The organism is Pseudoalteromonas sp. SR44-8 (assembly GCF_014163635.1).
Taxonomy (GTDB): Bacteria; Pseudomonadota; Gammaproteobacteria; order Enterobacterales; family Alteromonadaceae; genus Pseudoalteromonas; species Pseudoalteromonas rhizosphaerae.
Map to the genome: position 1 here is coordinate 1 of NZ_JACJDS010000001.1, position 25,528 is coordinate 25,528.

General features: G+C 41.3%; 20 protein-coding genes. 10 read left to right on the forward strand and 10 right to left on the reverse strand.

Annotated elements, in window-relative coordinates:
- Nucleotides 1-225 precede the first annotated feature (225 nt).
- Nucleotides 226-2,892, forward strand: coding sequence for a TrlF family AAA-like ATPase (locus H5183_RS00005; protein WP_182730578.1), 2,667 nt, complete (start codon nt 226-228; stop codon nt 2,890-2,892).
- 164 nt (nt 2,893-3,056) lie between these two features.
- Here the strand turns inward: H5183_RS00005 and H5183_RS00010 are convergent, their stop codons facing one another.
- From H5183_RS00010 to H5183_RS00055, 10 genes are all read right to left on the reverse strand, one after another.
- Nucleotides 3,057-4,628, reverse strand: a complete 1,572-nt coding sequence (locus H5183_RS00010) for a methyl-accepting chemotaxis protein (RefSeq protein WP_259397058.1) — start codon at nt 4,626-4,628, stop codon at nt 3,057-3,059.
- A 444-nt stretch (nt 4,629-5,072) separates the two neighbouring features.
- Complete coding sequence (locus tag H5183_RS21670) at nt 5,073-5,324, reverse strand: transposase (protein ID WP_259397060.1); 252 nt, start codon at nt 5,322-5,324, stop codon at nt 5,073-5,075.
- A 1,366-nt stretch (nt 5,325-6,690) separates the two neighbouring features.
- The gene (locus H5183_RS00020; RefSeq protein ID WP_182730580.1) at nt 6,691-7,542 is read right to left on the reverse strand and encodes an HDOD domain-containing protein; all 852 of its coding nucleotides are present in this window, start codon (nt 7,540-7,542) and stop codon (nt 6,691-6,693) included.
- A gap of 260 nt (nt 7,543-7,802) precedes the next feature.
- On the reverse strand, nt 7,803-8,564 hold the full coding sequence (locus H5183_RS00025; RefSeq protein ID WP_182730581.1) for an SDR family oxidoreductase: 762 nt from the start codon (nt 8,562-8,564) through the stop codon (nt 7,803-7,805).
- A gap of 3 nt (nt 8,565-8,567) precedes the next feature.
- Nucleotides 8,568-9,458, reverse strand: coding sequence for a 3-hydroxyisobutyrate dehydrogenase (gene mmsB, locus H5183_RS00030; protein ID WP_182730582.1), 891 nt, complete (start codon nt 9,456-9,458; stop codon nt 8,568-8,570).
- A 4-nt stretch (nt 9,459-9,462) separates the two neighbouring features.
- Nucleotides 9,463-10,608 carry an enoyl-CoA hydratase/isomerase family protein gene (locus H5183_RS00035; protein WP_182730583.1) on the reverse strand — a complete coding sequence of 382 codons (1,146 nt, stop codon included), beginning with the start codon at nt 10,606-10,608 and terminating at the stop codon, nt 9,463-9,465.
- Entirely contained in the window at nt 10,608-11,387 is a 780-nt protein-coding gene (locus H5183_RS00040; RefSeq protein ID WP_145233284.1) for an enoyl-CoA hydratase, read from the reverse strand. Before H5183_RS00040 ends, H5183_RS00035 begins: the two co-directional genes overlap by 1 nt.
- A 10-nt stretch (nt 11,388-11,397) precedes the next feature.
- Nucleotides 11,398-12,555: an acyl-CoA dehydrogenase family protein gene (locus tag H5183_RS00045; protein ID WP_145233281.1), complete on the reverse strand. Its 1,158-nt coding sequence runs from the start codon at nt 12,553-12,555 to the stop codon at nt 11,398-11,400.
- A gap of 124 nt (nt 12,556-12,679) precedes the next feature.
- Entirely contained in the window at nt 12,680-14,170 is a 1,491-nt protein-coding gene (locus tag H5183_RS00050; protein ID WP_145233279.1) for a CoA-acylating methylmalonate-semialdehyde dehydrogenase, read from the reverse strand.
- Between the two features lie 89 nt (nt 14,171-14,259).
- Nucleotides 14,260-15,441 (reverse strand): acetyl-CoA C-acyltransferase, encoded by a 1,182-nt coding sequence (locus H5183_RS00055; protein WP_182730584.1) that lies wholly within the window; start codon nt 15,439-15,441, stop codon nt 14,260-14,262.
- 328 nt (nt 15,442-15,769) lie between these two features.
- Between H5183_RS00055 and H5183_RS00060 the strand changes: the two genes are divergently transcribed.
- The 9 genes from H5183_RS00060 (at nt 15,770) to H5183_RS00100 (ending at nt 25,394) form a co-directional block, all read left to right on the forward strand.
- Nucleotides 15,770-16,204: a MerR family DNA-binding transcriptional regulator gene (locus tag H5183_RS00060; RefSeq protein WP_145233276.1), complete on the forward strand. Its 435-nt coding sequence runs from the start codon at nt 15,770-15,772 to the stop codon at nt 16,202-16,204.
- 63 nt (nt 16,205-16,267) lie between these two features.
- The gene (locus H5183_RS00065) at nt 16,268-17,443 is read left to right on the forward strand and encodes an isovaleryl-CoA dehydrogenase (RefSeq protein ID WP_182730585.1); all 1,176 of its coding nucleotides are present in this window, start codon (nt 16,268-16,270) and stop codon (nt 17,441-17,443) included.
- Between the two features lie 11 nt (nt 17,444-17,454).
- Nucleotides 17,455-19,062: a carboxyl transferase domain-containing protein gene (locus H5183_RS00070; RefSeq protein ID WP_149982463.1), complete on the forward strand. Its 1,608-nt coding sequence runs from the start codon at nt 17,455-17,457 to the stop codon at nt 19,060-19,062.
- Nucleotides 19,063-19,072: 10 nt separating this feature from the next.
- Nucleotides 19,073-19,843, forward strand: a complete 771-nt coding sequence (locus H5183_RS00075) for an enoyl-CoA hydratase/isomerase family protein (RefSeq protein ID WP_145233273.1) — start codon at nt 19,073-19,075, stop codon at nt 19,841-19,843.
- Between the two features lie 8 nt (nt 19,844-19,851).
- Entirely contained in the window at nt 19,852-21,828 is a 1,977-nt protein-coding gene (locus tag H5183_RS00080; protein ID WP_182730586.1) for an acetyl/propionyl/methylcrotonyl-CoA carboxylase subunit alpha, read from the forward strand.
- A complete protein-coding gene (locus tag H5183_RS00085) occupies nt 21,821-22,732 on the forward strand; it encodes a hydroxymethylglutaryl-CoA lyase (RefSeq protein WP_145233271.1) in 912 nt (303 codons plus the stop codon). The genes H5183_RS00080 and H5183_RS00085 overlap by 8 nt, the downstream gene beginning before the upstream one ends.
- 54 nt (nt 22,733-22,786) lie before the next feature.
- On the forward strand, nt 22,787-23,485 hold the full coding sequence (locus H5183_RS00090) for a CoA transferase subunit A (RefSeq protein ID WP_145233270.1): 699 nt from the start codon (nt 22,787-22,789) through the stop codon (nt 23,483-23,485).
- Nucleotides 23,486-23,497: 12 nt separating this feature from the next.
- Nucleotides 23,498-24,154: a 3-oxoacid CoA-transferase subunit B gene (locus tag H5183_RS00095; RefSeq protein WP_145233269.1), complete on the forward strand. Its 657-nt coding sequence runs from the start codon at nt 23,498-23,500 to the stop codon at nt 24,152-24,154.
- Between the two features lie 361 nt (nt 24,155-24,515).
- Nucleotides 24,516-25,394 carry a LysR family transcriptional regulator gene (locus H5183_RS00100; RefSeq protein WP_145233266.1) on the forward strand — a complete coding sequence of 293 codons (879 nt, stop codon included), beginning with the start codon at nt 24,516-24,518 and terminating at the stop codon, nt 25,392-25,394.
- The last annotated feature ends 134 nt before the right edge of the window (nt 25,395-25,528 follow it).

Genomic DNA, 25,528 nt, shown 5'->3' on the forward strand with positions numbered 1-25,528 from the left:
CTATCAGCTATCAGCTATCAGCCATTATTAACCGCCGTTTTGGTGCAAAATACCAAGCCTTGAATTTTGCTATTTTAATTACTTGTTTACAAAAGTAATTATTGGTGGAATTATCAGAATATGTAATAGATGCCGTTTTGGGGTTTATAAACCATCAAAATGGTGTTTAATAAGCTGTTAGACCTATGTGCGTACTTGGCAACAGTTAAAAATCAAGGAGATTAAATGATTGGATCAATTTGGGGTAAATGGGATTTACACATTCACTCTCCATATACTCATCAGGCTAATGAATATGGGGCTTCTACTATAGATGAGTTTGTTGACAAAATAATCTCTTCAAAACTTAGCCTAACCGGGATTACCAATTACTTTTTCTTTAAAGATAATGAATTAGGTGAAATCAGAGAAAAGTTTCAAGAGAAAGGCGTTGAACATACAGTCCTAGGAAACCTAGAATTTCGTATTGATCAACAAAATAAGGATGGTGAGTGGATTAACGTTCATTGTATATTTTCGGAAAATATTAGCACCCAGCAGATAAACAGCATTTTATCCACACTTCCCATCTCCAATACAACTTCTGACGGTAAGCATATCTATTGCTCCCAACAGTCTTTTACTGAATCCCAAACTAAAACATCTGAAGCGTTTGTAAAATTTGATTCATTGATAGCTCATCTAAATAATAACTTAAAGTTCGGAGTTGATTTTTTAATAGCTGCTTGCCCAAATGGTTATGGTGGCTTTAGACCTGATATGAAGGAAGGGAGGTCTCTAGCTGTTGCACTAGAAATAGAGAAACGGTGCCAAATTATCTTAGGCCGACCTCAAGACAGGAACTTTTTCCTTAAAGAGGATAGATATCCATCTGCAAAACAAAAGCCGGTATTTCATGCTTCAGATGCTCACAAGTTGGAAGATATCGGAACAATGTACTCTTGGGTTAAGGCTAAACCAACCTTTGAAGGCTTAAGGCAATCTATTATTGAGCCAGATTTGAGAGTTCAGCAAACTGACGACTTTGTCGAAAACACATACATAAAGCCTTGGTTTAAATCAGTTGAGTTAGGTGGAAAGGTATTTGCTGGAGAGGATATTAACTTTTTTAGTCAAACTATCCCATTAAATCCAAACCTAGTCACAATAGTGGGCGGTAGAGGGACAGGTAAAAGTCTTTTTTTAGATGCGATGCATTCAAGATTCAATCATCAATCTGAGCACTCAAATGCACGAAGAGTAAGTGGAGAAAGCCTTTGCGTTGAACTAGATCAAGGTGATGGAACAGTTTTAAAGTTCGATTCATCGGCAAATACCTACTCCTATTTGCATGTTTCACAAGGAGATGTGCAACACTTTAGCCAAAAGCCTGATGACCTAAGTGGCGAAATTAAAAGAATGTTAGGAATTCATGGTGTGGAATTTGATTCTGTTACCAGTTCTGAAATATCAAATAACCTGAGTAAATATCGCACGTTCGTTGAATATTGGGAAGATGTTGACTCTCAAAATCAGCGTGTTAATACGCAACAATATCAACAAAGCGTTATCGACAATAATACTCAGTTAATTGGAACACTTACCAATCCACAAAATAAGCTGTTAATTGAACAATATCAAAAGAACTCAAAGAATATTAACGAAAAAAATAACTTCATTGACGAAGCAAGAAGCACTTTAGCTCTTTTGAATCGGCACGCAATAGAAATAAATCAAAAAATTACACTCTTAAATACCAATCTATGCTCAACCAATCAAGCGCCATTGATTGATGATTCTTTGATTAAATATCCTATTAGCAAAAATATTGATATATGCAATAAAGAAATAGAAGCACTAACAGAATCAAATAGTGAAATAGCAAGCCAGTTTAGACAACAAGGTATCAATCAAGATATATCATCCTTGTTAAGCAAAGTGACTGAATATCAAAAATCTATTGATCTGGCGTCATCAAAATTAGATGAGATAAACCAAAAGACGATGGATTATCAAGCGTTTGTTAAAGAGCGTGGTGAACTTGCATTAAAGTACAAAGAGTACATTGATTACCAAAAAGACAATATAGATCAGGCCTTTCAAAATCTTAAGATAAAACAGCCCAATTGGAATGATGAGCAAAATGAATTAGTACAGGAGATTCTTTCAGACATACATATTAATGGTCGTGTCGTATTTAATGTAAATCATTTCTACAGTGGAATTGAAGAATGCCTAAATCGTGGAAAGTTTAGAAGCACAAGTGAAAAATCGACATTTGAACGGTTGAAAGAAACATTTTGCGTAAGATCAATTGATGACTTTTTTAAACTGCTTTCCGGGGAAAAAATTATCAACTGTGATGGAGCTCCTACAAGTATTGAAGAGTTCTTTTGGAAGCCTGAGTTCTTTAATAAGGGAGGACGATTTGAGTTGTTAAATTACCTCTACTCACCTTCAAATATTAGAAGATATCTTTATGCTAATGCAGATTTCCAGTACAAAGGTAAAACAGTAAATAAATTATCTGTAGGTCAAAGGGGTACATTCTACGTTTGTTTAAAATTAGCAACAGACCCGTTCGGTAGTCCATTTGTATTTGATCAGCCAGAGGATGACTTAGATAATGAATTTATTATGTCACAGCTGGTTCCCCTTTTTAGGAAAATTAAGAAATACCGACAAGTTATTATAGTTACTCATAATGCAAATTTGGTGGTAAATACCGATGCTGAACAAATTATTATCGCTGATAACCAAGGTGAGAGTATCCGCTACACTTCAGGTTCTGTTGAAGACGGTAATGTTAAAGAAAACATAGGGATAAGAGCAGAGATTTGTAATATTTTGGAAGGTGGGAGTTATGCTTTCGAGAAGAGAGAGCGTAAATATGGTATTCAAGAATTGGCCTAATCGGGTAGCCGGAGATCTCCTCCAGCTCCCACACCACTCATCATGCACTTTTTATTAACAGAAAGTGCAATGGGCGGTTCATCTTCCGTAATGAATATTGATTCAAATATCTCTCAATGACACTAAACCTTGTAAAGCTAAGTAGTTATTGTCTAGCGCAATGTTTATTCCTGCAAAAATGTCGATAGTTGATCAACATGAGATTGTGTCTCATTGATTAATAACCCTATCTGAACCGCGGCTTCGTTTGAAGTTTTGGCTAAATTACGGACTTCGTCAGCCACCACTGCAAAACCTCTTCCCGCTTCACCAGCCCTCGCAGCTTCGATCGCAGCATTTAAAGCCAATAAATTCGTTTGATCAGCTACGGCATTTATAGTTGTAACGGTTGCCTGGATCTTGCCAAGAACCGACGACATAGAATGATGAGTTTCACTAACAAGTTTATTTCGAGATGACACATTGCTGCCAAAAACAACGTACTTAGAAATATCACCATTTAAATCCGTTATTGACGAAATGACACAATCTAATACCACCTCAGCGCCATTATGATTCAGTTTTATCATTACTTCTGTGGCTTCACCTTTTTCAAATTTCTGAATACGTGGTTTATCTAGGTAGTCTTTTAAATTACCAATCACCGATTGTATTTGAGCGTCATTCTCAATATGCAGCTGCTTTTTCGTATAATCATTCGCCGAAATGAACTGGCCATTTTGGTTAAATTCCAACACCGCTGAATGACTACTGATGGCATCTCTTTGATTAATTTGCTCCAATACTTGTCGTTTAATTTCACGCACATCAGAGCTAACACCAACAAAGCCAGTGTGTTCACCATATTTGTTAAAAATAGGATTCACCGACAAAACGATCCAGTAAGGCACGCCACTCTTATCAAAATTCAATATTTCTTCGTAAAAAGGCTGTCGTGCTTTTAAGTTTTTTGAAATTCGCTTAATGGTTTCTTTGTCCGTCTGCTCCCTTTGCAAAAAAACACTTGGCTTCTTCCCTTTCACTTCTTCCAAGGTATATCCTGATAAAGTTTCAAAGCCTGGATTGACATATTCGACAAAACCATTTTTATCCGTGATCAATACACTTGTACTTGTATTACTGACCACCTGAGAAAGCAATTTGAGCTGTTCGTTATTGGTATTATCAGATCGTTTAGATAGAACAAAAGCACTTAATTTTTCGTTTTCTGAATTAAGAAAGTGATGATGAACATGAACATAAACATCTTGCTTTTCAGATAAACAAAGTAAGCAATCCTCGCTGTTAGAAGCCCTATTAAGAACTTCTAGTAGTTGGGGGTCTTTCTGGTCTAAATACAGAGAATCACTATTTATTGAATCAAAGTTAGCTGTAACAAGCTTGTTATTCATATCAAAAACCGCATACGAATCTTGGCCTAAACCGATTAATTTTTGCCAATTTAGCTCAGCCAAAATCTGCTCAGTGACTGGTTCAAAAACATAGAGCACACAAGACTCAAGGTGCTTAATCGTAAGAGGTGTTGTTTGCAACTTAAAGTGCAACCCTTTATCGCCTTTGATGTAATCACTACTTTTGTCGTGATGCTTCAACAAGAAAGTAAGGGCTTGACGATCATCTGGTTTGTTATATTTTTGGCTTAAAAAACCGTAAGCCTGATTGCTGGCAATAACCCTCTGCTCTCGATCAACAATGACTGCAGCGTCTTTATGAGTGATAACTACTTGCTCTGCCATTATTTCTGTCTTATTTGAACTAAACCACATAACATACCACTATTTAAAAATTCAAAATATTCATACGTTTAAAAGCATGTATTGGATCATAAAATCAAGTCACTTGCCTTGGAGGTACATTGCTTAGCAAAATATTTGAAGCTGACTTTTATTTTATGACCGAGAGCCAAGAAAAGGAGCTTTGCATTTCTTCAGCACAGATCATTAATTTACTTACAAGCTGTATCCATGAATCCCCATGTAAAGGCCGACAGAGTATTGTCAACTTATCAGCGGGAGCTAATTAAATTCGACAGAATACTCCTTAACTTAAATTTTGGACGCAACTAACCCTATTCCACTCTGCAAAGGATCGTTAACGAAAAAATCTATACTGGCTAGCTTTGAGTAAATGACAACCAAGTCAAAGAGATTATTTACCACTTCATGACAACTTAAAAAATGCTAGGCTTGCCCCTGTGATTTAAACTTACGTATCTGCCGTTCATGTTGTCGAGTAGGCTGATGTGATAACTGACATCGGTTATTTTCATATTGCACGGCAGAGTGTTTAACATTTGGTATTAAATTTATTTGAGCTGCGGTGTAACTGCGTAGTTTATCCATAACAACTTTAACTGGTGCTCCTTTCAACTCCTTGAGCAATTTTTTAAAGAAACGCATTGCCGCTTTTTTATCTTTACGCTTCTGGATCATACTTTCTGTACCATTGACGAATAGTTTTGTAACTTACAATAATACTTCGAGATCAAGTCATTCTTCGATACCCCAAAGCTCAATGTGAAACGGTAGTAAAGCCAGACTGCATGGCTGATGATTTATACAGGATAAAGAGAACCTGCATAGATGTTTGAGTTTTTAATCTCAAAATTATGTTCTTTTTATTCCAAAATTGGAATGCTTTCTTACAAGGCTGGAATAGAGAGTCATATTTAGCAAGGGCTACAGAGGTGGTGTTAATGTTGCCTATTTGGTTTTTTCTGATAGATCTTAGAATCCGTGTGTTGAGCTACTAACAGGCTGAAGCATGAAATTGTTAAATCCAAAAACTCTGAGTGAGTACTATATCTTTTTGCCATTAATACAACATCGAAAGTGCTCTACATTTATTAGGGATATTGCGAATGTAGTGCTAAGAGTTTTTAAATTTGTAAGGCAAGTTTGAACGATAAGCGGTCATAGGTAAAAGTTAAACTTATTCTTGTTTTGATGAGTAGGATCCTAATTTTGTCCAATAACATTATTAACCGTCGTTTTGGTGCAAAATAACAAGCTTTGAATTCGTACTATTTTAATTACTTGTTTACAAAAGTAATTATTGGTGAAATTATCAGAGTATGTAATACATGCCGTTTTGGTGTGTTATAAACCACCAAAATGATGTTCAATAAGCTGTTATAAGCCATGGGGAAAAGTTTGAAATCAGCGGTCTACCAAACATGCATAGTTCTAATGGTTTTTGGTGCATTGTTCCTAGCTATTCCCCCAATTCCGTCTGTGGATGAAGGGCATGGCTATGATACTTTCCCAAATCCTACTTTGTTTATTGGGTTGGTGCTTATTGGTAGCGCAGCACTATTAAGTGTTAAATACCTTCAATTTCCTAAGGTGTTTTGGTGTTTATTCGGCGTCGCTTACATTCTTTTTTCTTTGGCTATTCACGCTAGAATTTGGTGGTAAAAAATGGCTTATAATCGGGTAGCCGGAGGTCTCTAACCTCCAGTCCCCACACCACCCATGATGCACTTTTTATTAACAGAAAGTGCAATTGGCGGGTCATCTCCCGTAATGAATATGTATCCAAATATTTCTCAATGATACTAAACCTTGTGAATCTAAGTCATTGCCTAGCGCAATGTTAATTCCTTTTGTTTTCGAGCTTATACGGTAAGCGTATAGCTAACAACACCTAGTTTACTCAATGTTCCAAGGTAACAGCGGCTCAAGGTTATTAGGCTGCTCAGTAAGGTGCCCAAGCAAGTAGAAATATAGTGCTAAAAACTGGACTAACATTGGCACTAAACGATAGCTGAGGCGAAAGCCAAGAACCTTAATTAATTATTTATGAGCAACTGTTTAAAAAATCAATAACGTCCTCTTGTAAGTCACAATACTCATCATCATTCAAATGCAGTACATCTAAGACTTTTGATTCTATAATACCCCACTGTGGTATAGGCGAGCCTCGTCTGACCATAGTCACTAAGTTTTCAGACATTTTCAAAATAGCAAAGCAGATTTGCTCATCTGTATCTGTCACCTCAGCAAGAATAGCTGCATTGTGGTGGTTGAGGATTAACTGACATATCTCTTTTGGTAAATGCCAACTATTAGCAAAATAATAGCCAACAACTGCATGGTTTGTTTTATATAAACGCTCTTCAATCTCAATAATAGTTTCTTTGTCTGTTTGATTAGCGCAGTGTAAAGCGGTTAAATAATTATCATATTTTATTGCCATAGGAGGCACACCACAATCATGAAAAAGCCCAAGCGTATACAAGGGCTCTATGGCTATCTGTTTTTTAAGACGCTGACCTATCATCATGTTTATATTAGCAATCTCGGTTGAAGTATCCCAAAATCTTTCTAAACTAATACAGCTGTTATCGGTTGCAAACATTTCTTTTAATTTCAAGCCCTGTGCAAGCGCATTGACTCCGTCCCAACCAAGAAACATCACGGCTTGTTTTATATCAGCCACAGTACGGGATAAGCCATAAGCAGGAGAATTTATTATTTTTAGTATTGCTGATGAAATTGCTAAATCTTTTACCACTACCTTAGCGGCATCAGCAATAGGCGCATCGCCAGTTGCTATTAAATTTTGTAACTCAGTTAATATTTCAGGTTTAGGAGGAATAATAAAATTTCTATTTATATCTTTCAGTATCTGTTCGTTTATCTCAATCATGTATGTTTGATCCCTGAAGGTGCTTATCATTATAAGAACAAATAGATAATTAATAGTAGAAGTTCATCGCAACTATGACAACTAAAATAGGAAGCGCTAGATGAATTACAGCTCAAATAGTTAAGCTATTACTGACAAATAAAAAAGCACTGTATATATATACAGCACCATTTAAAATGCTACTTTATTAACCAATTAAGCTATAAAACAAAAACGGCAAGCCGAGGCTTGCCGTTTTATTACACTTAAAAAAGGTTTACTTACAAACGAATACCGCCGTCAATCTCAACCACGCGACCGGTGAAGAAGTCGTTTTCGATAATATACTGCGCTGTGTGCGCAATTTCATCCGCTTCACCAAAGCGCCCTACGGGTGTTACTGCTAGCATACGCTGCTTGGCTTCTGGTTTCATAGCATCAGTCATATTAGTACGAATAACGCCTGGTGCAATGGCACCTACACGAATACCAAAACGGCCAAGCTCTTTTGCCCAACCTGTAGTCATCGCTACCACACCCGCTTTCGACGCAGCGTAGTTAGTTTGACCAATGTTACCTGCACGAGCAACACTCGACATATTAACTATCACGCCACCTTTACCCGATTCAATCATATGACATGCAGCTTCACGCCCCGCTAAAAACACGCCGGTTAAGTTTACATCAATCACTGACTTAAATTGATCAAGCGCCATTTTTGCAACCACTTTGCCTTCTTTAGCTTTGATAAACATACCATCGCGTAAAATACCGGCATTATTTATCAATACACCAATATGACCAAAATCTGTATTGATGGTATTAAATGTATTTACCACCGCATATTCATCAGTCACATTGGCAACATAGGCTTTTACAGTTACACCATGTTGGCTAAGCTCAGCAACTGCATCATCTAACAACGCTTGTTGCATATCAATTAACGCAATATTAGCACCAAGCGACGCAAGTTTATGCGCCATTGCAAATCCTAAGCCTTGTGCGCCACCGGTGATCACCACGGTATTATTTTTAATTTCCACCTGTTACTCCTTCGAGAATAATTTAAATATGGCACTAAAGTCTTCGCTGCCCGCACCTTGGTGTTGCAACATGGTATAAAGGTTTTTAGCCATTGACCCCATCGGGGTTACTGAATTACTTTGCTGCGCGGCTTCCATCGCAAGACCTAGGTCTTTAGCCATTAAATCAACCATAAAGCCTGGTTTATAATCATTACTAGCCGGGGCTGTGGCCATCACACCTGGGCAAGGATTGTAAAGCTCAAGGGTCCAGTTACGACCAGAGCTGGCGGTCATAATGTCGCTCAGCACTTTTGCGTCAAGGCCATTATTTATACCCATTTGAATTGCTTCACTGGTTCCCGCCATAAGAATACTCAATAGCATGTTATTACAAATTTTTGCGACTTGTCCTGCGCCAATATCACCTGCATGAAAGATATTTTTACCCATATCAGCAAGCACCGGCTGGGCCTTAGCAAATTGCTCATCGCCACCACCGACGATAAAGGTCAGTGTACCTGCCGTTGCACCGGCAACACCACCGGATACCGGCGCGTCAACAAAGTCGATACCATGTTCACTAAGCTCAGCGCCTACGTCGCGTGCTGATGCTGCATCAATCGTTGAACAATCAATTACTAACGTTGACTTTGCTAAAATATGTACAAGTCCGGTATCACCTAAATAAAGTGACTTAACGTGCTTACTGGCCGGTAGCATGCTGATCAATACATCAACATCCGTTGCACAATGTTTAGCATCATCCGCGGCGATCGCGCCATTTTCAGCAAGTAGATTTACGACCGTTCGGTTTAAATCAAACACCTTAACCTGATGACCCGCTTTAACTAAGTTGGCAGCCATTGGGCCACCCATGTTACCTAAACCAATAAAACCAATAGAAAGTGACATAACATTATCCTTGTGTAAGTTGTTTTAGTGGATGTGAGTCGTGATCCCAACGTTGAACAAAAAAACTCTCGACTAATTCATCTGGGATCTGTTCAAGCGTTTTAAACTGCCAATTAGGCGCGCCGTCTTTATCAATCAGTAACGCACGAATACCTTCTTGAAACTCGCCGACTTCACCACAGCGAACCGACATACCCAGTTCCATTTGAAAACATTCGCCTAAACTTTTACCTTTTGAACTAGCAAGTTGACGCTCAACTAAGGCGCAACTGAGCGGGCAACCATGCTTTAATGCTTTTTGCGCTCGGGTAAGCCACGTATCGTCAGTTTCTAGATTTAAGATATAATTTACTTTATCGCGTAAATCAGTAAGCTCACCCAATTTTTGAATGGTGGCTAAATGCGCCTTTAAATTGCCTTTTGGCATACGCCCAGAAACATTATCAAGTTCGGTAAGTAAGCTGGTCAGCTTCTCGTGATTCAATGAAGCCGTTTTACCCCACTTAATGCTGCACAATTGCTCAATCAGAGTGTCGTATTTATCCGCTTTGAGGTAGTGATCAGCTAATGCCACATACATTGCATCGTCACAATTAATAGACGCTGCAGTTAACCCCAAAAATAAGCCGACATGTTCAGGCATTTTATGTAGAAAATAACTGCCGCCTACATCTGGGTATAAACCAATTGTTAGCTCAGGCATAGCTATACGTGAGTTCTCAGTTACCACACGATGACTTGCACCCGCCATTAAGCCTAAACCGCCGCCCATCACAATACCATTACCCCAAACAAGGATCGGTTTATCATAACAATGAATGAGGTGGTCAAGGCGATATTCGTGAGCAAAGTAATCTTCTATTAGATTTGCCGGTTCACCACTGTTCATAGCATTATGCAGGCTGACTACATCACCACCGGCACAAAATGCTTTATCCCCTGCCCCTTTAAGTATCACCATCGCAACATTACTGTCAGCCGCCCATGCGTTAAGTTGCGGCGCTAATAATTTGATCATCTCAAAATTAAGTGCATTTAACGATTTAGGGGAGTTGAGCGTGGCAAAACCAATGAGTGAACCGTTTGCAGCGCTCGCAGTTTCAAACACCACGGGCGCATCTGGTGAGTTTAATTGCGTTAACTCAATCATTAGCCATTCACCCAATTTGCTTTGCGTTTTTCTAGGAAGGCATTAACCCCTTCTTGTTGATCTTGTGTATCAAACAAACCAACAAATAACTCACGTTCAAGCGGTAATACATGCGCCATTGGCTGAGTGCGGCCCTTTTGGATCAGGGTTTTACAGGCACTAACAGCAACAGGACTTTGATCTGCCACTTGAGTAGCTAATTTAAGTGCCACTGCAAGACTTTCGCCTTGTGGTACCACTTCTTCAACTAAGCCGATTTGTAGGGCTTTATCTGCTTTTAGACGCTCACCACATAAGATCATACGTTTAGCCCAGCCTTCACCAACTAACCATGCTAGGTTTTGCGTGCCACCCGCACACGGTAGTAAACCTACTTTGGCTTCTGGTAGTGCCATTTGTGCTTGCTCTTCTGCAATGCGAATATCACATGCTAACGCTACTTCTAGACCACCACCCATGGCATAGCCATTGATCGCGGCAATGGATACACCTCGAAATGCAGTTAATGCTTCAAATGCGTCACCAAATACTTGCGACATAGTCGCTGCTACGCCTTTATCGCCACCAGCAAATACATTTAAATCAGCACCAGCACTGAAGAACTTTTCACCTTCACCGGTGATCACTAAGGAGTAAACATTTTTATTGTCATTGAGCTCATTTACCATATTTTTTAAGGCAATTAACGTGTCTTTAGTCCAGGTATTCGCTGGCGGATTAGACATGGTTAAAATCGCTACGTGACCTTCAATGGTTAATTCAATACTTGGGTTTGACATTTCGCGCTCCTTATAAAATATCGGCTGCTGATTCAGCTAAAATACGACGTGCAATAATCACCCGCATGATCTCGTTAGTACCTTCAAGAATTTGATGAACGCGCACATCACGAACGTGGCGCTCCAGTGGATATTCTTTGATATAACCATAACCACCATGAATTTGTAGTGCGTCATTACACACAGTAAAACCTACATCAGTGGCAAAACGCTTTGCCATGGCGCAATAAGTGGTTTTTTCGCTGTCATTATTATCAAGTTTAAAAGCCGCTAAACGCACCATTTGACGCGCCGCAACAAGCTCGGTATTCATATCGGCAATTTTAAATTGCAGCGCTTGAAAAGCAGCCAACGGTTTACCAAATTGTGTGCGTTCTTTTAAGTATTCACGGGCTGTTTCAAGTGCCGCTTGGGCAGTGCCAATTGAACAAGTTGCAATATTAATACGCCCGCCATCAAGGCCTTGCATTGCAAACTTAAAGCCTTCACCTTCTTGACCTAATAAATTATGAGCAGGTATGCGTACATCTTCAAAACTAATTAGTCGTGTTGGCTGCGCATTCCAGCCCATTTTTTCTTCTGCTTTACCGTATTCAACGCCTTTGGCATCAGCCGGTACTACAAACGCAGAAATACCCGCCGCACCTTCACCGCCAGTACGCGCCATAACTACTAACACTTCGGTCTCGCCTGCGCCTGAGATAAACATTTTTGAGCCATTGATCACGTAATCATCGCCATCACGAACCGCTTTTGTTTTCAATGAGGCTGCATCGGAGCCTGAACCAGGCTCTGTTAAACAATAAGAAGCTAGTAGCTCACCCATAACAAGTTGATCACAATATTGAGCTTTTGTTTGCTCAGTACCAAAACTTGCAATCATCCAGGTCGCCATATTGTGAATGGTCAACATTGCGGTTGTAGCTGTACACCCCATCGCCAACTGTTCAAAAATAATACTTGAATCTAAGCGCGACAGGCCTAAACCGCCTGCTTCCTCTGGCGTATACAAACCACAGAAACCCAGTTCACCTGCAGCTTTAATGGTATCTTTTGGAAAAATATGTTCGCGGTCCCATTTTGCTGCATAAGGAGCCAGTGCTGATTCTGCGAATTGACGAGCTGTTTGAGCAAATGCTTGCTGATCTTCAGTTAAATTAAAGTCCATTGGAGACCTCTTGTTTATAATTGCGTTGTCAAATTAGATATTCGTGAAGAGCAACGAAGGCAATATTGTGTGTGAAATAGCCTTCGTGCCCCTCTTTTTTATTATGTGGAGTAAGTTAAATTAGTTATTTAAGATTAATGCTCATGTTTGGACCAGAGGCAATCTCGTCTTCAAACCAACGTGAAGTAATTGTTTTGGTCTCAGTATAAAAACGAATACCTTGCTTACCGTACGTATGCGTATCGCCATAGAATGAACCTTTCCAACCGGTGAACGAAAAGAATGGCAGTGGCACAGGAATTGGTACGTTAATACCCACTTGACCGACTTCAATCTCATGTTGGAACTTACGCGCAACCGCACCACTTGAAGTGAATAACGACGTGCCATTACCAAATGGAGAATCATTTATAAGCGCGATTGCTTCATCAAGCGAATCAACAAACATACACGCCAGTACTGGGCCAAAAATTTCTTCTTTGTATAAATCCATCTCAGTGGTGACGTCAGTAAATAAGGTAGGTCCTACCCAGTTACCTTTTTCATAGCCTGCAACAGTAAAATCAGAGCCATCAATTAAACACGTTGCACCTTGCTCTTTACCTTGTGCAATCAGTGACAAAATACGCGCTTTGGCTGCGGTCGATGTTTGCGGACCATAGGCTGCATCTTTGTCATCCCACACACCCGGGCGCACATTGGCAAAACCGGCTTTGATGTCTTCAACCCAGTCTTTCGCTTGGCCAACAAACACCGCCACTGAAATACCCATACAACGCTGACCCGCAGCACCAACAGAGGCACCAACAAGGTTATTAACTACATGTGAGCGACTTGCATCAGGCATGATCACCATGTGGTTTTTAGCACCGACACAGGCTTGTACACGTTTTAAATTAGCCGTGCCTTTAGAGTAAATGTATTCACCTACGCCACACGAGCCAACAAACGAAATTGCACGTACTGCGGGATCTTCTAATAAGCGGTCAACTTGTACTTTAGTGCCATGAACAACTTGTAATACACCTGCTGGTGCGCCGGCTTCAATGAACAGTTCAGCGAGTCGCATTGGCGTCAGCGGATCTTGCTCAGAGGGTTTTAAAATAAAGGTGTTACCACAGACAATCGCCAGTGGGAACATCCATAGTGGGATCATCGCTGGGAAGTTAAACGGCGTAATACCCGCGCACACACCCAGTGGTTGCATGTATGAGTAAGTATCGATTTTACGGGCCACGTTTTCCATGGTTTCGCCCATCATTAAAGATGGCGCATTAGCTGCTTGCTCAACCACTTCAATACCACGCCAAACATCGCCTTTGGCATCTTCAAAGGTTTTGCCTAATTCATGGCAAATAATGGTGGCTAGTTCATCGTGGTGCTCTTTTAAAAGTGCTGCATACTTCATCATAATGCGCGCACGTTCAGTAATTGGCACATCTTTCCAGCTTTTAAAGGTGTCTTTGGCTGATGCGATAGCCGCATCCATTTCAGCGTCGGTAGCACACGGTACTTGTGCTAACACTTCTTGGTTTGCTGGATTAATAACGTCAATCAGTTGATCTGATGTTGATTGAACAAATTCGCCGTTGATCAGTAATGGTACTTGGTGCATAACGCACTCCTCCCCAGAGGGTAATAAATTAAGCCGCAGTAGTTATTGTTAAAAGAGCCTACGGCTGTAAGAGTTTAAATTTAACTAATTTATAGTGCTTCAACCGCCAGTGCGACCGCCTCGCCACCGCCAATACATAAAGACGCTACGCCTTTTTTCAGGCCACGATTTTTAAGAGCATGGATAAGTGTCACTAAAATACGTGCGCCGCTAGCACCAATTGGGTGGCCAAGTGCACAAGCACCACCATTAACATTCACTTTACTGGCATCAAGTTTTAATTCATTAATCGCCAACATTGTTACCATGGCGAATGCTTCGTTAATTTCCCATAAGTCAACGTCGTCAGTTGTCCAGCCTGCTTTTGCGAGCAAAGTATTCATTGCGCCAACAGGAGCAAGAGTAAACTCACTTGGTTTTTGAGAATGGGTACTGTGCGCAACAATACGACACAGTGGCGTAAGCCCTTGTGCTTTGGCGTGCGATTCACTCATTAAAATAAGGGCTGCGCCACCGTCTGAAATTGACGATGAATTAGCCGCAGTGATGGTGCCGTCTTTTTTAAACGCAGCACGCAAACCGGGAATTTTTTCTGGGCGTGCATTACCTGGTTGCTCGTCAATGCTGATGGTTACATCGCCCTTACGAGAGCTAATAGTGTGCGGCGCAATTTCATTTACAAAATCGCCATTTGCAATCGCAGCATTTGCTTTGGTCAGTGAATTAAGTGCAAATTCATCCATTTGCTCGCGGCCAATACCGTATTCATCAGCCGTATCTTGAGCAAAACAGCCCATCGCTTTATTATCGTATGCGTCTTCTAGGCCATCACTCATCATGTGATCTTTAATTTCGCCATGGCCCATACGCATACCGCCACGCGCTTTAGGAATAAAATATGGCGAGTTGGTCATGCTTTCCATGCCACCTGCAACCGCGCTGTTAATTGAACCGGCTTTAATTAAATCATGTGCAAGCATGGCGGCCTTTAAACCTGAACCACATACTTTGTTGATGGTCGTAGCGCCAGTACTGCGCGCAAGACCTGCTTTTAACATTGCTTGACGTGCTGGCGCTTGACCTAAACCTGCCGGTAATACACAGCCCATGATCACTTCATCAATAGCTGTATCGCTTAATCCGGTGTCAGCAAGCGCACTGGCAATGGCTGTTGCACCTAACTCAGTGGCGGCTGCATCACTAAGGGCTCCCATAAAACCACCCATTGGGGTGCGTTTTGCTGCTACAATAACAACGGCTTCGGTAGTCATAAAAAAGGCTCCATTTTATAATTGGCTATATTCATATGCAGAGATTAGCCAAACACTGTATTTATAATCTGCTTATGAGCATACATAATATTTACGTTTACGCCAACGTAAATCTAAAATCAAGGTTTTTGCGCCCAACAAAAGTGTAAACATATCTTTATTTTGCTGTAGCCTAATACAAACAGCGCCCCTGCAAGCTGCATTAATACAGGTTACACCTGCTATTTATGGCTTTAGGTTATTAGTCTAAAGTATAAGTTCTACAATCCACTTTACCTTTACGTAAACTTCACTTATATTGGGGTTATTCGAATGAGGTAAAAACACTATGAATCAAGATAATCAAACAAACTTTGCAAGTTCAGCCGCCGAACCGGCAAGCAATGAACAAACCTTTAGTATCAGTGAACTGGCTAAAGAGTTTGATATAACCACCCGCTCAATTCGCTTTTACGAAGATCAGGGCTTAATTTCACCTGAGCGTAATGGCCAAACCCGTATTTATTCAAAACGCGATAAAGTGCGTTTAAAACTTATTTTACGTGGCAAGCGGTTAGGTTTTACCTTAGCTGAAACAGGCCGTTTGTTTGAACTTTATGATGCCGATAAATCCAGCGCTAAACAGTTAGTGACTATGCTTGACTTAATTTCAGATAAAAAAGCTGACCTAAGCCAACAAATGGATGATATTAAAGTTGTCTTGATGGAATTAGTAACCGCAGAGCGTCGTTGTCGCGACACCTTAAATCAATTAGATGAATAACTAGTTTTAAACAATAACGATTAAATGACTATTCATTAACAGTCTCTCACACAGGAATGAATCATGAGCACTATTTCACTATATAAAGAAATGAACTTTGGCCTTGGCGAAACCGCAGATATGATCCGCGATCATGTAAACAGTTTTGCTAGCCAAGAAATTGCCCCTTTAGCTGAAAAAACCGATCTTGATAATGCGTTTCCTAATCAGCTTTGGCCACAACTTGGCGAAATGGGTGTATTAGGTATGACCGTACCCGAAGAGCTCGGTGGTGCCGGTTTAGGTTATCTAGAGCACGTAATCGCAATGGAAGAAATTAGCCGAGCGAGTGCCTCTATCGGCCTAAGTTACGGTGCTCATTCTAACCTGTGTGTTAATCAAATTAATCGCAATGGCACGCAAGCACAAAAAGAAAAATACTTACCTAAATTAATTAGTGGTGAGCACATTGGTGCCCTTGCCATGAGTGAGCCTAACGCAGGCTCTGACGTAGTATCAATGAAACTTAAAGCCGAGAAAAAAGGCGATAAGTACATTTTAAACGGTAATAAAATGTGGATCACCAATGGTCCAGATGCGCATACTTTAGTGATCTATGCTAAAACTGATTTAACCGCTGGCGCTAAAGGCATCACCGCATTTATTGTTGAGAGTAATTTCCCTGGTTTTTCTACCGCCCAAAAACTCGACAAACTCGGGATGCGCGGCTCAAATACCTGTGAATTAGTGTTCGAAAACTGTGAAGTACCAGAAGAGAACATCCTTGGCAATTTAAACGAAGGCGTTAAGGTACTAATGAGTGGCCTTGATTATGAACGTGTTGTGCTAGCGGCAGGCCCGCTGGGTATCATGCAAGCCTGTATGGATATTGTTGTACCTTATATTCATGAACGTAAGCAGTTTGATACACCGATTGGTCAATTTCAGCTGATACAAGGCAAAGTAGCCGACATGTATACACAAATGAATGCAGCTCGCTCTTATGTATACACTGTTGCGCGTTCATGTGATCGCGGTGAAACGACCCGTAAAGATGCCGCAGGCGCAATTTTATATGCGGCAGAGCTGGCAACTAAAATGGCACTTGATGCTATTCAAATTCTCGGTGGTAACGGTTATATCAACGAATACGCCACTGGCCGCCTATTGCGTGACGCTAAGCTTTATGAAATTGGTGCCGGTACCTCGGAAATTCGTCGCATGCTAATTGGTCGCGAATTATTTACTGAAAGCCGTTAAGGATAAGCGCTATGACTATTTTAAAATCAAGCGTCAACCCTCACGACCCGCAGTTTTTGCAAAATCATAAAAATATGGCGGCACTGGTTGATGATTTACGCGATAAAGTAAGCGAGATCAGCCAAGGTGGTGGCGTAGCGTTAATAGAACGCCATGAAAGCCGTGGTAAAATGTTCGTGCGTGAACGCATTAGTACCTTACTTGACGAAGGTTCACCATTTTTAGAGATTTCACAATTTGCAGCCTTTGGTGTTTATGAGCAAGCGATTCCTTGTGCCGGTGTAGTTGCTGGTATTGGTCGTGTTAAAGGCGTTGAATGTATGATCATCGCCAATGATGCGACAGTTAAGGGCGGCACCTATTTTCCACTAACCGTTAAAAAACATTTACGCGCACAAGATATTGCCGAGCGGTGTCACCTACCGTGTATATATTTGGTTGATTCAGGTGGTGCCAACCTACCTGAGCAAGATGATGTATTTCCTGACAAACTGCACTTTGGTCGTATTTTTTATAATCAAGCGCGTATGTCGGGCAAAGGCATTCCACAAATTGCAGTCGTTATGGGTTTATGTACCGCAGGTGGCGCGTACGTGCCTGCAATGGCCGACGAAAGCATCATTGTAAAAGAGCAAGGCACAATATTTTTAGCCGGCCCACCGCTGGTAAAAGCGGCTACAGGTGAAGAGGTAACCGCAGAAGAACTTGGCGGCGCTGATGTGCACTGTAAAACATCAGGGGTTGCCGATCATTACGCTGAAAATGACGCTCATGCGTTATCAATTGCTCGCCAATGTATTGAACGAATTAATTATCAACGCCCTACTTCGCCAATATTAGAGCAAGTAAAAGCACCGCGTTATGATATTAACGAATTATACGGCATTGTTGGCACCGATCTTAAAAAGCCATTTGATGTTCGTGAAGTGATTGCGCGTACCGTGGATGATTCTTCATTTGATGAGTTTAAACGTTACTTTGGCGATACCTTAGTGACTGGGTTTGCGAAAATCTATGGTCATCCGGTTGGGATTGTTGCTAACAATGGCATTTTGTTTAGTGAGTCAGCTCAAAAAGGCGCGCACTTTATACAGCTGTGCGCACAACGAAATATTCCACTGGTGTTTTTACAAAATATTACCGGCTTTATGGTAGGTAAAAAATACGAAGCCGAAGGCATTGCTAAACACGGCGCTAAAATGGTGATGGCTGTTTCGTGTGCTGATGTTCCAAAATTTACCGTATTAATTGGCGGCTCTTATGGCGCAGGTAACTATGGCATGTGTGGTCGTGCGTTTGAACCGACTATGATGTGGATGTGGCCTAATGCGCGTATTTCTGTGATGGGCGGCGAACAAGCAGCAGGCGTTATGGCGCAAGTCAAACAAGATGGTTTAGCCCGTAAAGGCCAAAGCATGACTGATGAGCAAATCAGCGAGTTTAAACAGCCGATTATCGAGCAATACGAGCAACAAGGTCATCCATACTATGCCAGCGCCCGTTTGTGGGATGACGGTATCATCGATCCAGCAGATACCCGAAGTGTGCTAGGTTTAGCTCTCAGTGCTGCAGCCAATGCACCAAAACGTGATTCGCAATTCGGCGTATTTAGAATGTAAGGACGTGAGTATGTCAGTAACACTACAAATAACTAAATCAAATGTGGCTGTACTCGTTTTAAGTCGCCCTGAAAAGCGCAATGCCTTTAACGAGCAAGTGATCCAAGAACTTATTCAATGTATAGAGCATGCTAATAGCTTAAATGTACGCGCCCTTGTTTTAAAAACTGAGGGAGAGCATTTCTCTGCAGGGGCTGATCTTAATTGGATGAAGTCCATGGCAAACAATGACTTCAGTGAGAATCTTGCGGATTCAAAACAACTTGCCAAATTAATGCATGTATTAGCCAGCAGCCCACTGCCAACGGTATGTGCTGTGCAAGGCGCGGCATTTGGCGGCGCACTGGGCTTAATTGCCTGTTGTGACATAGCCATATGCCAAGACAATGCACAGTTTTGTTTAAGCGAAGTAAAACTTGGCCTCATTCCAGCTGTAATCAGCCCGTATGTGATCAGAGCCATTGGCGAGCGCGCTGCACGTCGTTATTTTTTAACCGCTGAGATTTTTGATGCCCACACAGCCAAGCAATTAGGCTTAATTCATCAAGTAACCGGTAAACTTGAATGCGCGCTTGATCAACTACTCGAAACACTGATCAACAACGGCCCTGTCGCGGTTCGCGCAGCAAAACAATTGATCAACGATGTAGCTGGCCATGATATTAATGAACAAATCATAAATTTAACCGCAGAGCGTATCGCCAAAATTCGCGTATCTGAAGAAGGTCAAGAAGGGTTATCTGCCTTTTTTGAAAAACGCCCACCAAATTGGCAAAAATAGGGATCACCATGAGCACACAATCATTACAAAAAATTCTTATTGCTAATCGCGGCGAAATTGCCTGTCGGGTTATGCGTACCGCAAAGCAAATGGGCTTAACCACTGTGGCGGTTTACTCTGATGCAGATAAAAATTCACAACATGTAAAACTCGCCGATGAAGCCTACCATATTGGCGCAGCGCCGAGTAAAGACTCCTATTTGGTAGCTGATAAAATTATCCAAGTAGCACTGGATGCAGGTGCTGATTGCATTCACCCTGGTTACGGCTTTTTATCTGAGAACAGTGAATTTGCAAAGGCCTGTGAAGCCAATAATATTGCGTTTATAGGCCCACCAGCGAGCAGTATCGAAGCAATGGGCTCAAAAACCCGCGCCAAAGAAATAATGGCAGCCGCGAATGTACCATTAGTACCTGGTTATTATGGTGACAAACAAGATCCTGCGTTTTTACAAGCTGAAGCTGAAAAAATTGGTTACCCAGTGCTTATCAAAGCAGCCTTTGGTGGCGGTGGTAAAGGCATGCGCGTGGTTGAACATGCAAAAGACTTTATCAGTGCTCTACAAGGTGCACAGCGTGAGGCAATCGCCGGTTTTGGTAACGACTTAGTACTACTTGAGCGCTATGTTAATAAACCACGCCATGTTGAAGTGCAAGTGTTTGCTGATAATCACGGTAACTGTGTGTACTTAGGTGATCGTGATTGTTCATTACAACGCCGCCATCAAAAGGTGATTGAAGAAGCCCCCGCGCCTGGTTTATCTGACGAACTACGCAAAGAAATGGGCGAAGCCGCAGTACGCTGTGCACTTGCGATCAATTACCGAGGTGCAGGCACGGTGGAGTTTTTACTGTGTGGCGATGAATTCTTCTTTATGGAAATGAACACCCGGCTGCAAGTTGAGCACCCTGTTACTGAAATGGTGACTGGTGTCGATTTAGTTAATTGGCAAATTAACGTCGCCGCAGGTAACCCATTACCCATGCAACAAAGTGATATCCAATTACAGGGCCATAGCTTTGAAGCGCGTATTTACGCCGAAGATCCAAGCAATGACTTTATTCCTTGCTCTGGTACCATCAATGGCTTGTATATACCAGTTCAATCTGAGTATGTACGCATTGATACTGGGATCATGCAAGGGGATGAGATCAGTCCATTTTACGATCCTATGATCGCTAAATTGATCGTTCATGATGACTCGCGCGAGCAAGCTTTAGCACGATTAAGCACAGCCCTTGAACAATTTCATTTAGCGGGCTTTAGTTGTAATGTGAGCTTCTTACACACCCTTGCTAACCATGCAACCTTTAAGCAAGGCGCTCCTGATACTCACTTTATTGAAGAGCAAGGCGATGCGTTGCTTAAAGTTAATCAACAACACGCTGTTAGCAGCCGCATTATAGCTGCATTTAGCTATTTAACTGGGCTTAATCGTCAAGGAACTCAGAACGCATGGGACAGTCTAGCTGGTTTTAAACTCAATGCAGAAGCAACAATCAAGGTGCCATTCGTTGATAATGCGATCACTGCAACAGCTCATCAAGCGGGGTACACAGTCCGCATCGATGAGGTTGACTATACAACCTCTGGCAGTATCGACAATAACCTGTGTAGTGTATTTATCAATGGCAATAAACATATCGCCCATGTGGTTACTGCAGACAATAGCATCACAGTAATGTACAAGGCATTGCAAACTACCTTTGATATTTTTGATAAACACTATATCAGTGATCACGAAAGCGATGCCCTACCGCTTGCAGCACCACTTAATGGTACCGTTGTAAAACACCTTATTGACGTTGGCAGCACCATCACAAAAGGTGATGCTGTGGTGATCATCGAAGCAATGAAAATGGAATATACGCTTACCGCCCCCCATGATGGTGTATTGCAAAGCTATTGTTTTGCAGAAGGTGCTCTGGTGAGTCATGGTGCCCTATTAGCAATTGTCAGCGATGAGAGCGCAGCAGATGAATAGTACACTACCAAGTCATGTTCGCATTGTTGAAGTGGGTGCCCGTGATGGCTTACAAAACGAGCGTGCAGTAACTACCCAAGATAAGGTAACCTTAATTAACGCTCTTGCTGATGCAGGTGTTAAAGACATTGAAGCAGGCGCATTTGTATCACCGAAATGGGTGCCACAAATGGCCGATTCCAGCAATGTGATCAGTGCGCTTGATTTACCTACGACTAATTTAACGGCACTTACGCCTAACTTAAAAGGTGCAGAAGCAGCCCATGCTGTAGGTATTAAAGAATTTGCTATTTTTACCGCTGCCAGTGAAGCCTTTTGTCAGAAGAATATTAACTGCTCAATTGACCAAAGCATAGCCCGCTTTACTGATGTAATGGCCTTTGCTAAATCACATAATATTCGTGTTCGTGGTTATGTTAGTTGTGTGCTTGGCTGCCCATACGAAGGCGATATCGATCCGCAGCGCGTACTACAAGTATGTCAAAAGTTATTAGACCTTGGTTGTTACGAAGTAAGCCTAGGTGACACTATTGGCGTAGGTACCGCAAAAAAGGTCGATGAGCTGTTGGACGTACTACTAGCTGAAATTGATAAGTCATTGTTAGCTGTTCATTTTCACGACACTTATGGTCAAGCGCTCACAAATATTTACACTGCCTTAAAGCGAGGTATAGCAACGGTTGACAGTGCAGTTGCAGGCCTTGGTGGCTGCCCTTATGCAAAGGGTGCGTCAGGAAATGTTGCCACTGAAGATGTAGTTTACTTGCTACAAGGACTTGGCATAGAGCATGGAATTGATTTAGAAAGACTGGCTAAAGCTGGTTGGGCAATTTGCACGGCATTAAATAAACAACCTGTGAGCAAGGTATCCTTGGCACTTAAAAATCAAACTACTGATCAATAGTCTATATTTAGCCTTAAATTAGTAGTCATATAATTACAAATAAGGAGTGGGCCCATGGCCGGTTTCGATAAAGTGGTTTCAAGTTATGAAGCTGCAATGGAAGGCTTAAAAGATGGCGATACCATTATCGCTGGTGGTTTTGGTTTATGCGGTATCCCTGAGGGATTGATCAGCGAAATCAAACGTAAACAAACCAAAGAACTTACTGTGGTATCGAATAATTGCGGTGTAGATGATTTTGGTTTAGGTATTTTATTGCACGACAAGCAAATTAAAAAAATTATTGCCTCCTACGTGGGTGAAAATGCCCTATTCGAACAGCAATTGTTGAGCGGCGAGATTGATGTCGAGCTTACTCCGCAAGGTACGCTGGCTGAAAAAATGCGTGCCGGTGGTGCTGGCATTCCTGCTTTTTATACAGCGACAGGTTACGGTACGCCTGTGGCAGAAGGTAAAGATGTAAAAGAATTTAACGGACGCCCTTATATCTTAGAAGAATCAATCACTGGTGAGTTTGCCATTGTAAAAGCATGGAAAGCGGACCGTTATGGTAATTTAGTGTTTCGCCATACTGCCATGAACTTTAATCCAATGGCCGCAACAGCAGGTAAAATTACCGTTGCCGAAGTAGAAGAAATTGTTGAACCGGGTGAATTAGAACCAAGCCAAATTCACACCCCTGGTATTTTTGTTAATCGCGTGATCAAAGGTAACTTTGAAAAACGCATTGAACGTGTAACCACTCGCGATTAAGGAGCAATAATTATGGCATTATCACGTGAACAAGTCGCAATGCGCGTTGCACAAGAACTACAAGACGGTTATTACGTTAACCTCGGTATCGGTATTCCTACGTTAGTGGCAAACTACGTACCTGATAACATTGAAGTGATGTTACAGTCTGAAAATGGCTTACTAGGCATGGGGCAATACCCTACTAAAGCAGAGCTTGATGCAGATATGATAAACGCGGGTAAAGAAACCGTGACAGCAGCTAAAGGCGCAGCCATATTTAATAGTGCAGATAGTTTTGCAATGATCCGTGGAGGTCATGTAGACTTAACTGTTCTAGGTGCATTTGAAGTTGACCAAAACGGTAGTATCGCATCGTGGATGATCCCTAAAAAGTTGATCAAAGGCATGGGCGGCGCGATGGACCTTGTCGCTGGTGCAAAAAATATTATCGTTACTATGACCCATGCAAGTAAACATGGTGACTCGAAACTGCTAGAAAGTTGCTCTTTACCTTTAACTGGTGTTAACTGTGTGAAGAAAATAGTAACAGATTTAGCCGTGTTAGAAGTCAAAGACGGCGCATTTCATCTTTTAGAACGCGCACCGGGCGTGTCAGTTGATGAAATTATTAGTAAAACAGCAGGTAAATTACTTGTTGATGGTGAAATCCCTGAGATGGTTTTTTAATTTAACGCTCAGGTCCACCCTGTACCGACCTCATTCCCAGTGCCAATGGCGCTGAGTTACCCAAAATCCCTCGCAAGAGGGATTTTTTTTATCCTATTGCAAGGTGCACCATGTTATGGCAAAAAAACTGTTTGTGCCCCATAATCGTGAAAAACCACCCACTATCTGTAATGCATAAAAAGTAAAATAACTAACTATCTAGCTGTCAAACTCAGCTTTGTAGATTAAATAAACTTTTAAAGTGTGCTTTTTAAGCATAAATGCACTAATTCACGATAACCCATACAAATCTTGTGCGTACTTTGCAAATTGGGTTAATAATTGCTTAACTAACGGTATGAGTTAATTAAATAGTATTATCATGCAAACACCTATCAGAGGATTGCGTTCATTTTGTTTTGCGGCAAGAACGCTAAGCTTTAAAGAAGCCGCCAATCAGCTTTATTTGACTCCATCTGCTGTTAGTCATCAAATAAAGCAACTAGAAGAACAGTTAGGGATTGAGTTGTTTGAGCGCCAAACACGCTCAATTAGACTCACAGCTGCGGGGAAAAACTTTTATGACTCGGTATCACCACTTATAAAAGCACTCGAAAAAACCATTAACGAATTTAGTCAGCTGCAAGAAAATATAACCATCAGCATTACTTTGCCAGAGTTTTTTGCCAGTGAGTTATTAATGCCGAAACTGAGCGAGTGGACTGTTGAGCACCCTAAAACCAATTTACAACTAAACACCATGAAAACGCGTAAAGAGTTAACTAAACAAAGTGATTTATCTATTGTGCTGTCGTCTTCGAAGCCAATTGAAGGCGTTGTCCACGAGCTGTTTTCATTACAATACACACCGGCTTGTAATAAAGAAAATTGGCAACAGTGGCACAAAAAGCCACTTGAAGCATTACAACAAGTGCCGTTAATTTTGCACAAAGCGCGTCCTTGGGCTTGGCATCAATGGGCTGAACATGCAGGCCTTGATGACTTTTCACCCAAGCAAATTATACAAGTAGATAGTATGTTTGGTGTTGCCCGTGCAGCGCAACAAGGTATGGGTATAGCGCTAATTCCTTTGCCTATTAGTCAAACATGGTTTGACGAAGGCTGGTTGTGCAACTTTACTGATGAACCATTAGTAACCAAGGATAAATACTATTTAGTACAGCACTACCCTGGCGAGGCAAATGCACAGCTTGAGCTATTTATAAAATGGCTGCTAGACACATTTAAACACTTAAAATAAAGCCAATAACAGTGATGATCCGACATTAATTGTACTCTTATAATTTGATATACAACTCATTAAATACGATAAACCCAGCTCAATGGGTTTATCGTAAAAATAGTTTATTTTGAAGCCTTACTCTGCAATTTCCT

Excerpts from the sequence above, each read along its gene's own strand:
- H5183_RS00005 (WP_182730578.1), top strand. The coding sequence starts at position 226 with ATGATTGGATCAATTTGGGGTAAATGGGATTTACACATTCACTCTCCA.
- H5183_RS00010 (WP_259397058.1), bottom strand. The coding sequence starts at position 4,628 with ATGGCAGAGCAAGTAGTTATCACTCATAAAGACGCTGCAGTCATTGTT.
- H5183_RS21670 (WP_259397060.1), bottom strand. The coding sequence starts at position 5,324 with ATGATCCAGAAGCGTAAAGATAAAAAAGCGGCAATGCGTTTCTTTAAA.
- H5183_RS00020 (WP_182730580.1), bottom strand. The coding sequence starts at position 7,542 with ATGATTGAGATAAACGAACAGATACTGAAAGATATAAATAGAAATTTT.
- mmsB (WP_182730582.1), bottom strand. The coding sequence starts at position 9,458 with ATGTCACTTTCTATTGGTTTTATTGGTTTAGGTAACATGGGTGGCCCA.
- H5183_RS00035 (WP_182730583.1), bottom strand. The coding sequence starts at position 10,608 with ATGATTGAGTTAACGCAATTAAACTCACCAGATGCGCCCGTGGTGTTT.
- H5183_RS00040 (WP_145233284.1), bottom strand. The coding sequence starts at position 11,387 with ATGTCAAACCCAAGTATTGAATTAACCATTGAAGGTCACGTAGCGATT.
- H5183_RS00045 (WP_145233281.1), bottom strand. The coding sequence starts at position 12,555 with ATGGACTTTAATTTAACTGAAGATCAGCAAGCATTTGCTCAAACAGCT.
- H5183_RS00050 (WP_145233279.1), bottom strand. The coding sequence starts at position 14,170 with ATGCACCAAGTACCATTACTGATCAACGGCGAATTTGTTCAATCAACA.
- H5183_RS00055 (WP_182730584.1), bottom strand. The coding sequence starts at position 15,441 with ATGACTACCGAAGCCGTTGTTATTGTAGCAGCAAAACGCACCCCAATG.
- H5183_RS00060 (WP_145233276.1), top strand. The coding sequence starts at position 15,770 with ATGAATCAAGATAATCAAACAAACTTTGCAAGTTCAGCCGCCGAACCG.
- H5183_RS00065 (WP_182730585.1), top strand. The coding sequence starts at position 16,268 with ATGAGCACTATTTCACTATATAAAGAAATGAACTTTGGCCTTGGCGAA.
- H5183_RS00070 (WP_149982463.1), top strand. The coding sequence starts at position 17,455 with ATGACTATTTTAAAATCAAGCGTCAACCCTCACGACCCGCAGTTTTTG.
- H5183_RS00075 (WP_145233273.1), top strand. The coding sequence starts at position 19,073 with ATGTCAGTAACACTACAAATAACTAAATCAAATGTGGCTGTACTCGTT.
- H5183_RS00080 (WP_182730586.1), top strand. The coding sequence starts at position 19,852 with ATGAGCACACAATCATTACAAAAAATTCTTATTGCTAATCGCGGCGAA.
- H5183_RS00085 (WP_145233271.1), top strand. The coding sequence starts at position 21,821 with ATGAATAGTACACTACCAAGTCATGTTCGCATTGTTGAAGTGGGTGCC.
- H5183_RS00090 (WP_145233270.1), top strand. The coding sequence starts at position 22,787 with ATGGCCGGTTTCGATAAAGTGGTTTCAAGTTATGAAGCTGCAATGGAA.
- H5183_RS00095 (WP_145233269.1), top strand. The coding sequence starts at position 23,498 with ATGGCATTATCACGTGAACAAGTCGCAATGCGCGTTGCACAAGAACTA.
- H5183_RS00100 (WP_145233266.1), top strand. The coding sequence starts at position 24,516 with ATGCAAACACCTATCAGAGGATTGCGTTCATTTTGTTTTGCGGCAAGA.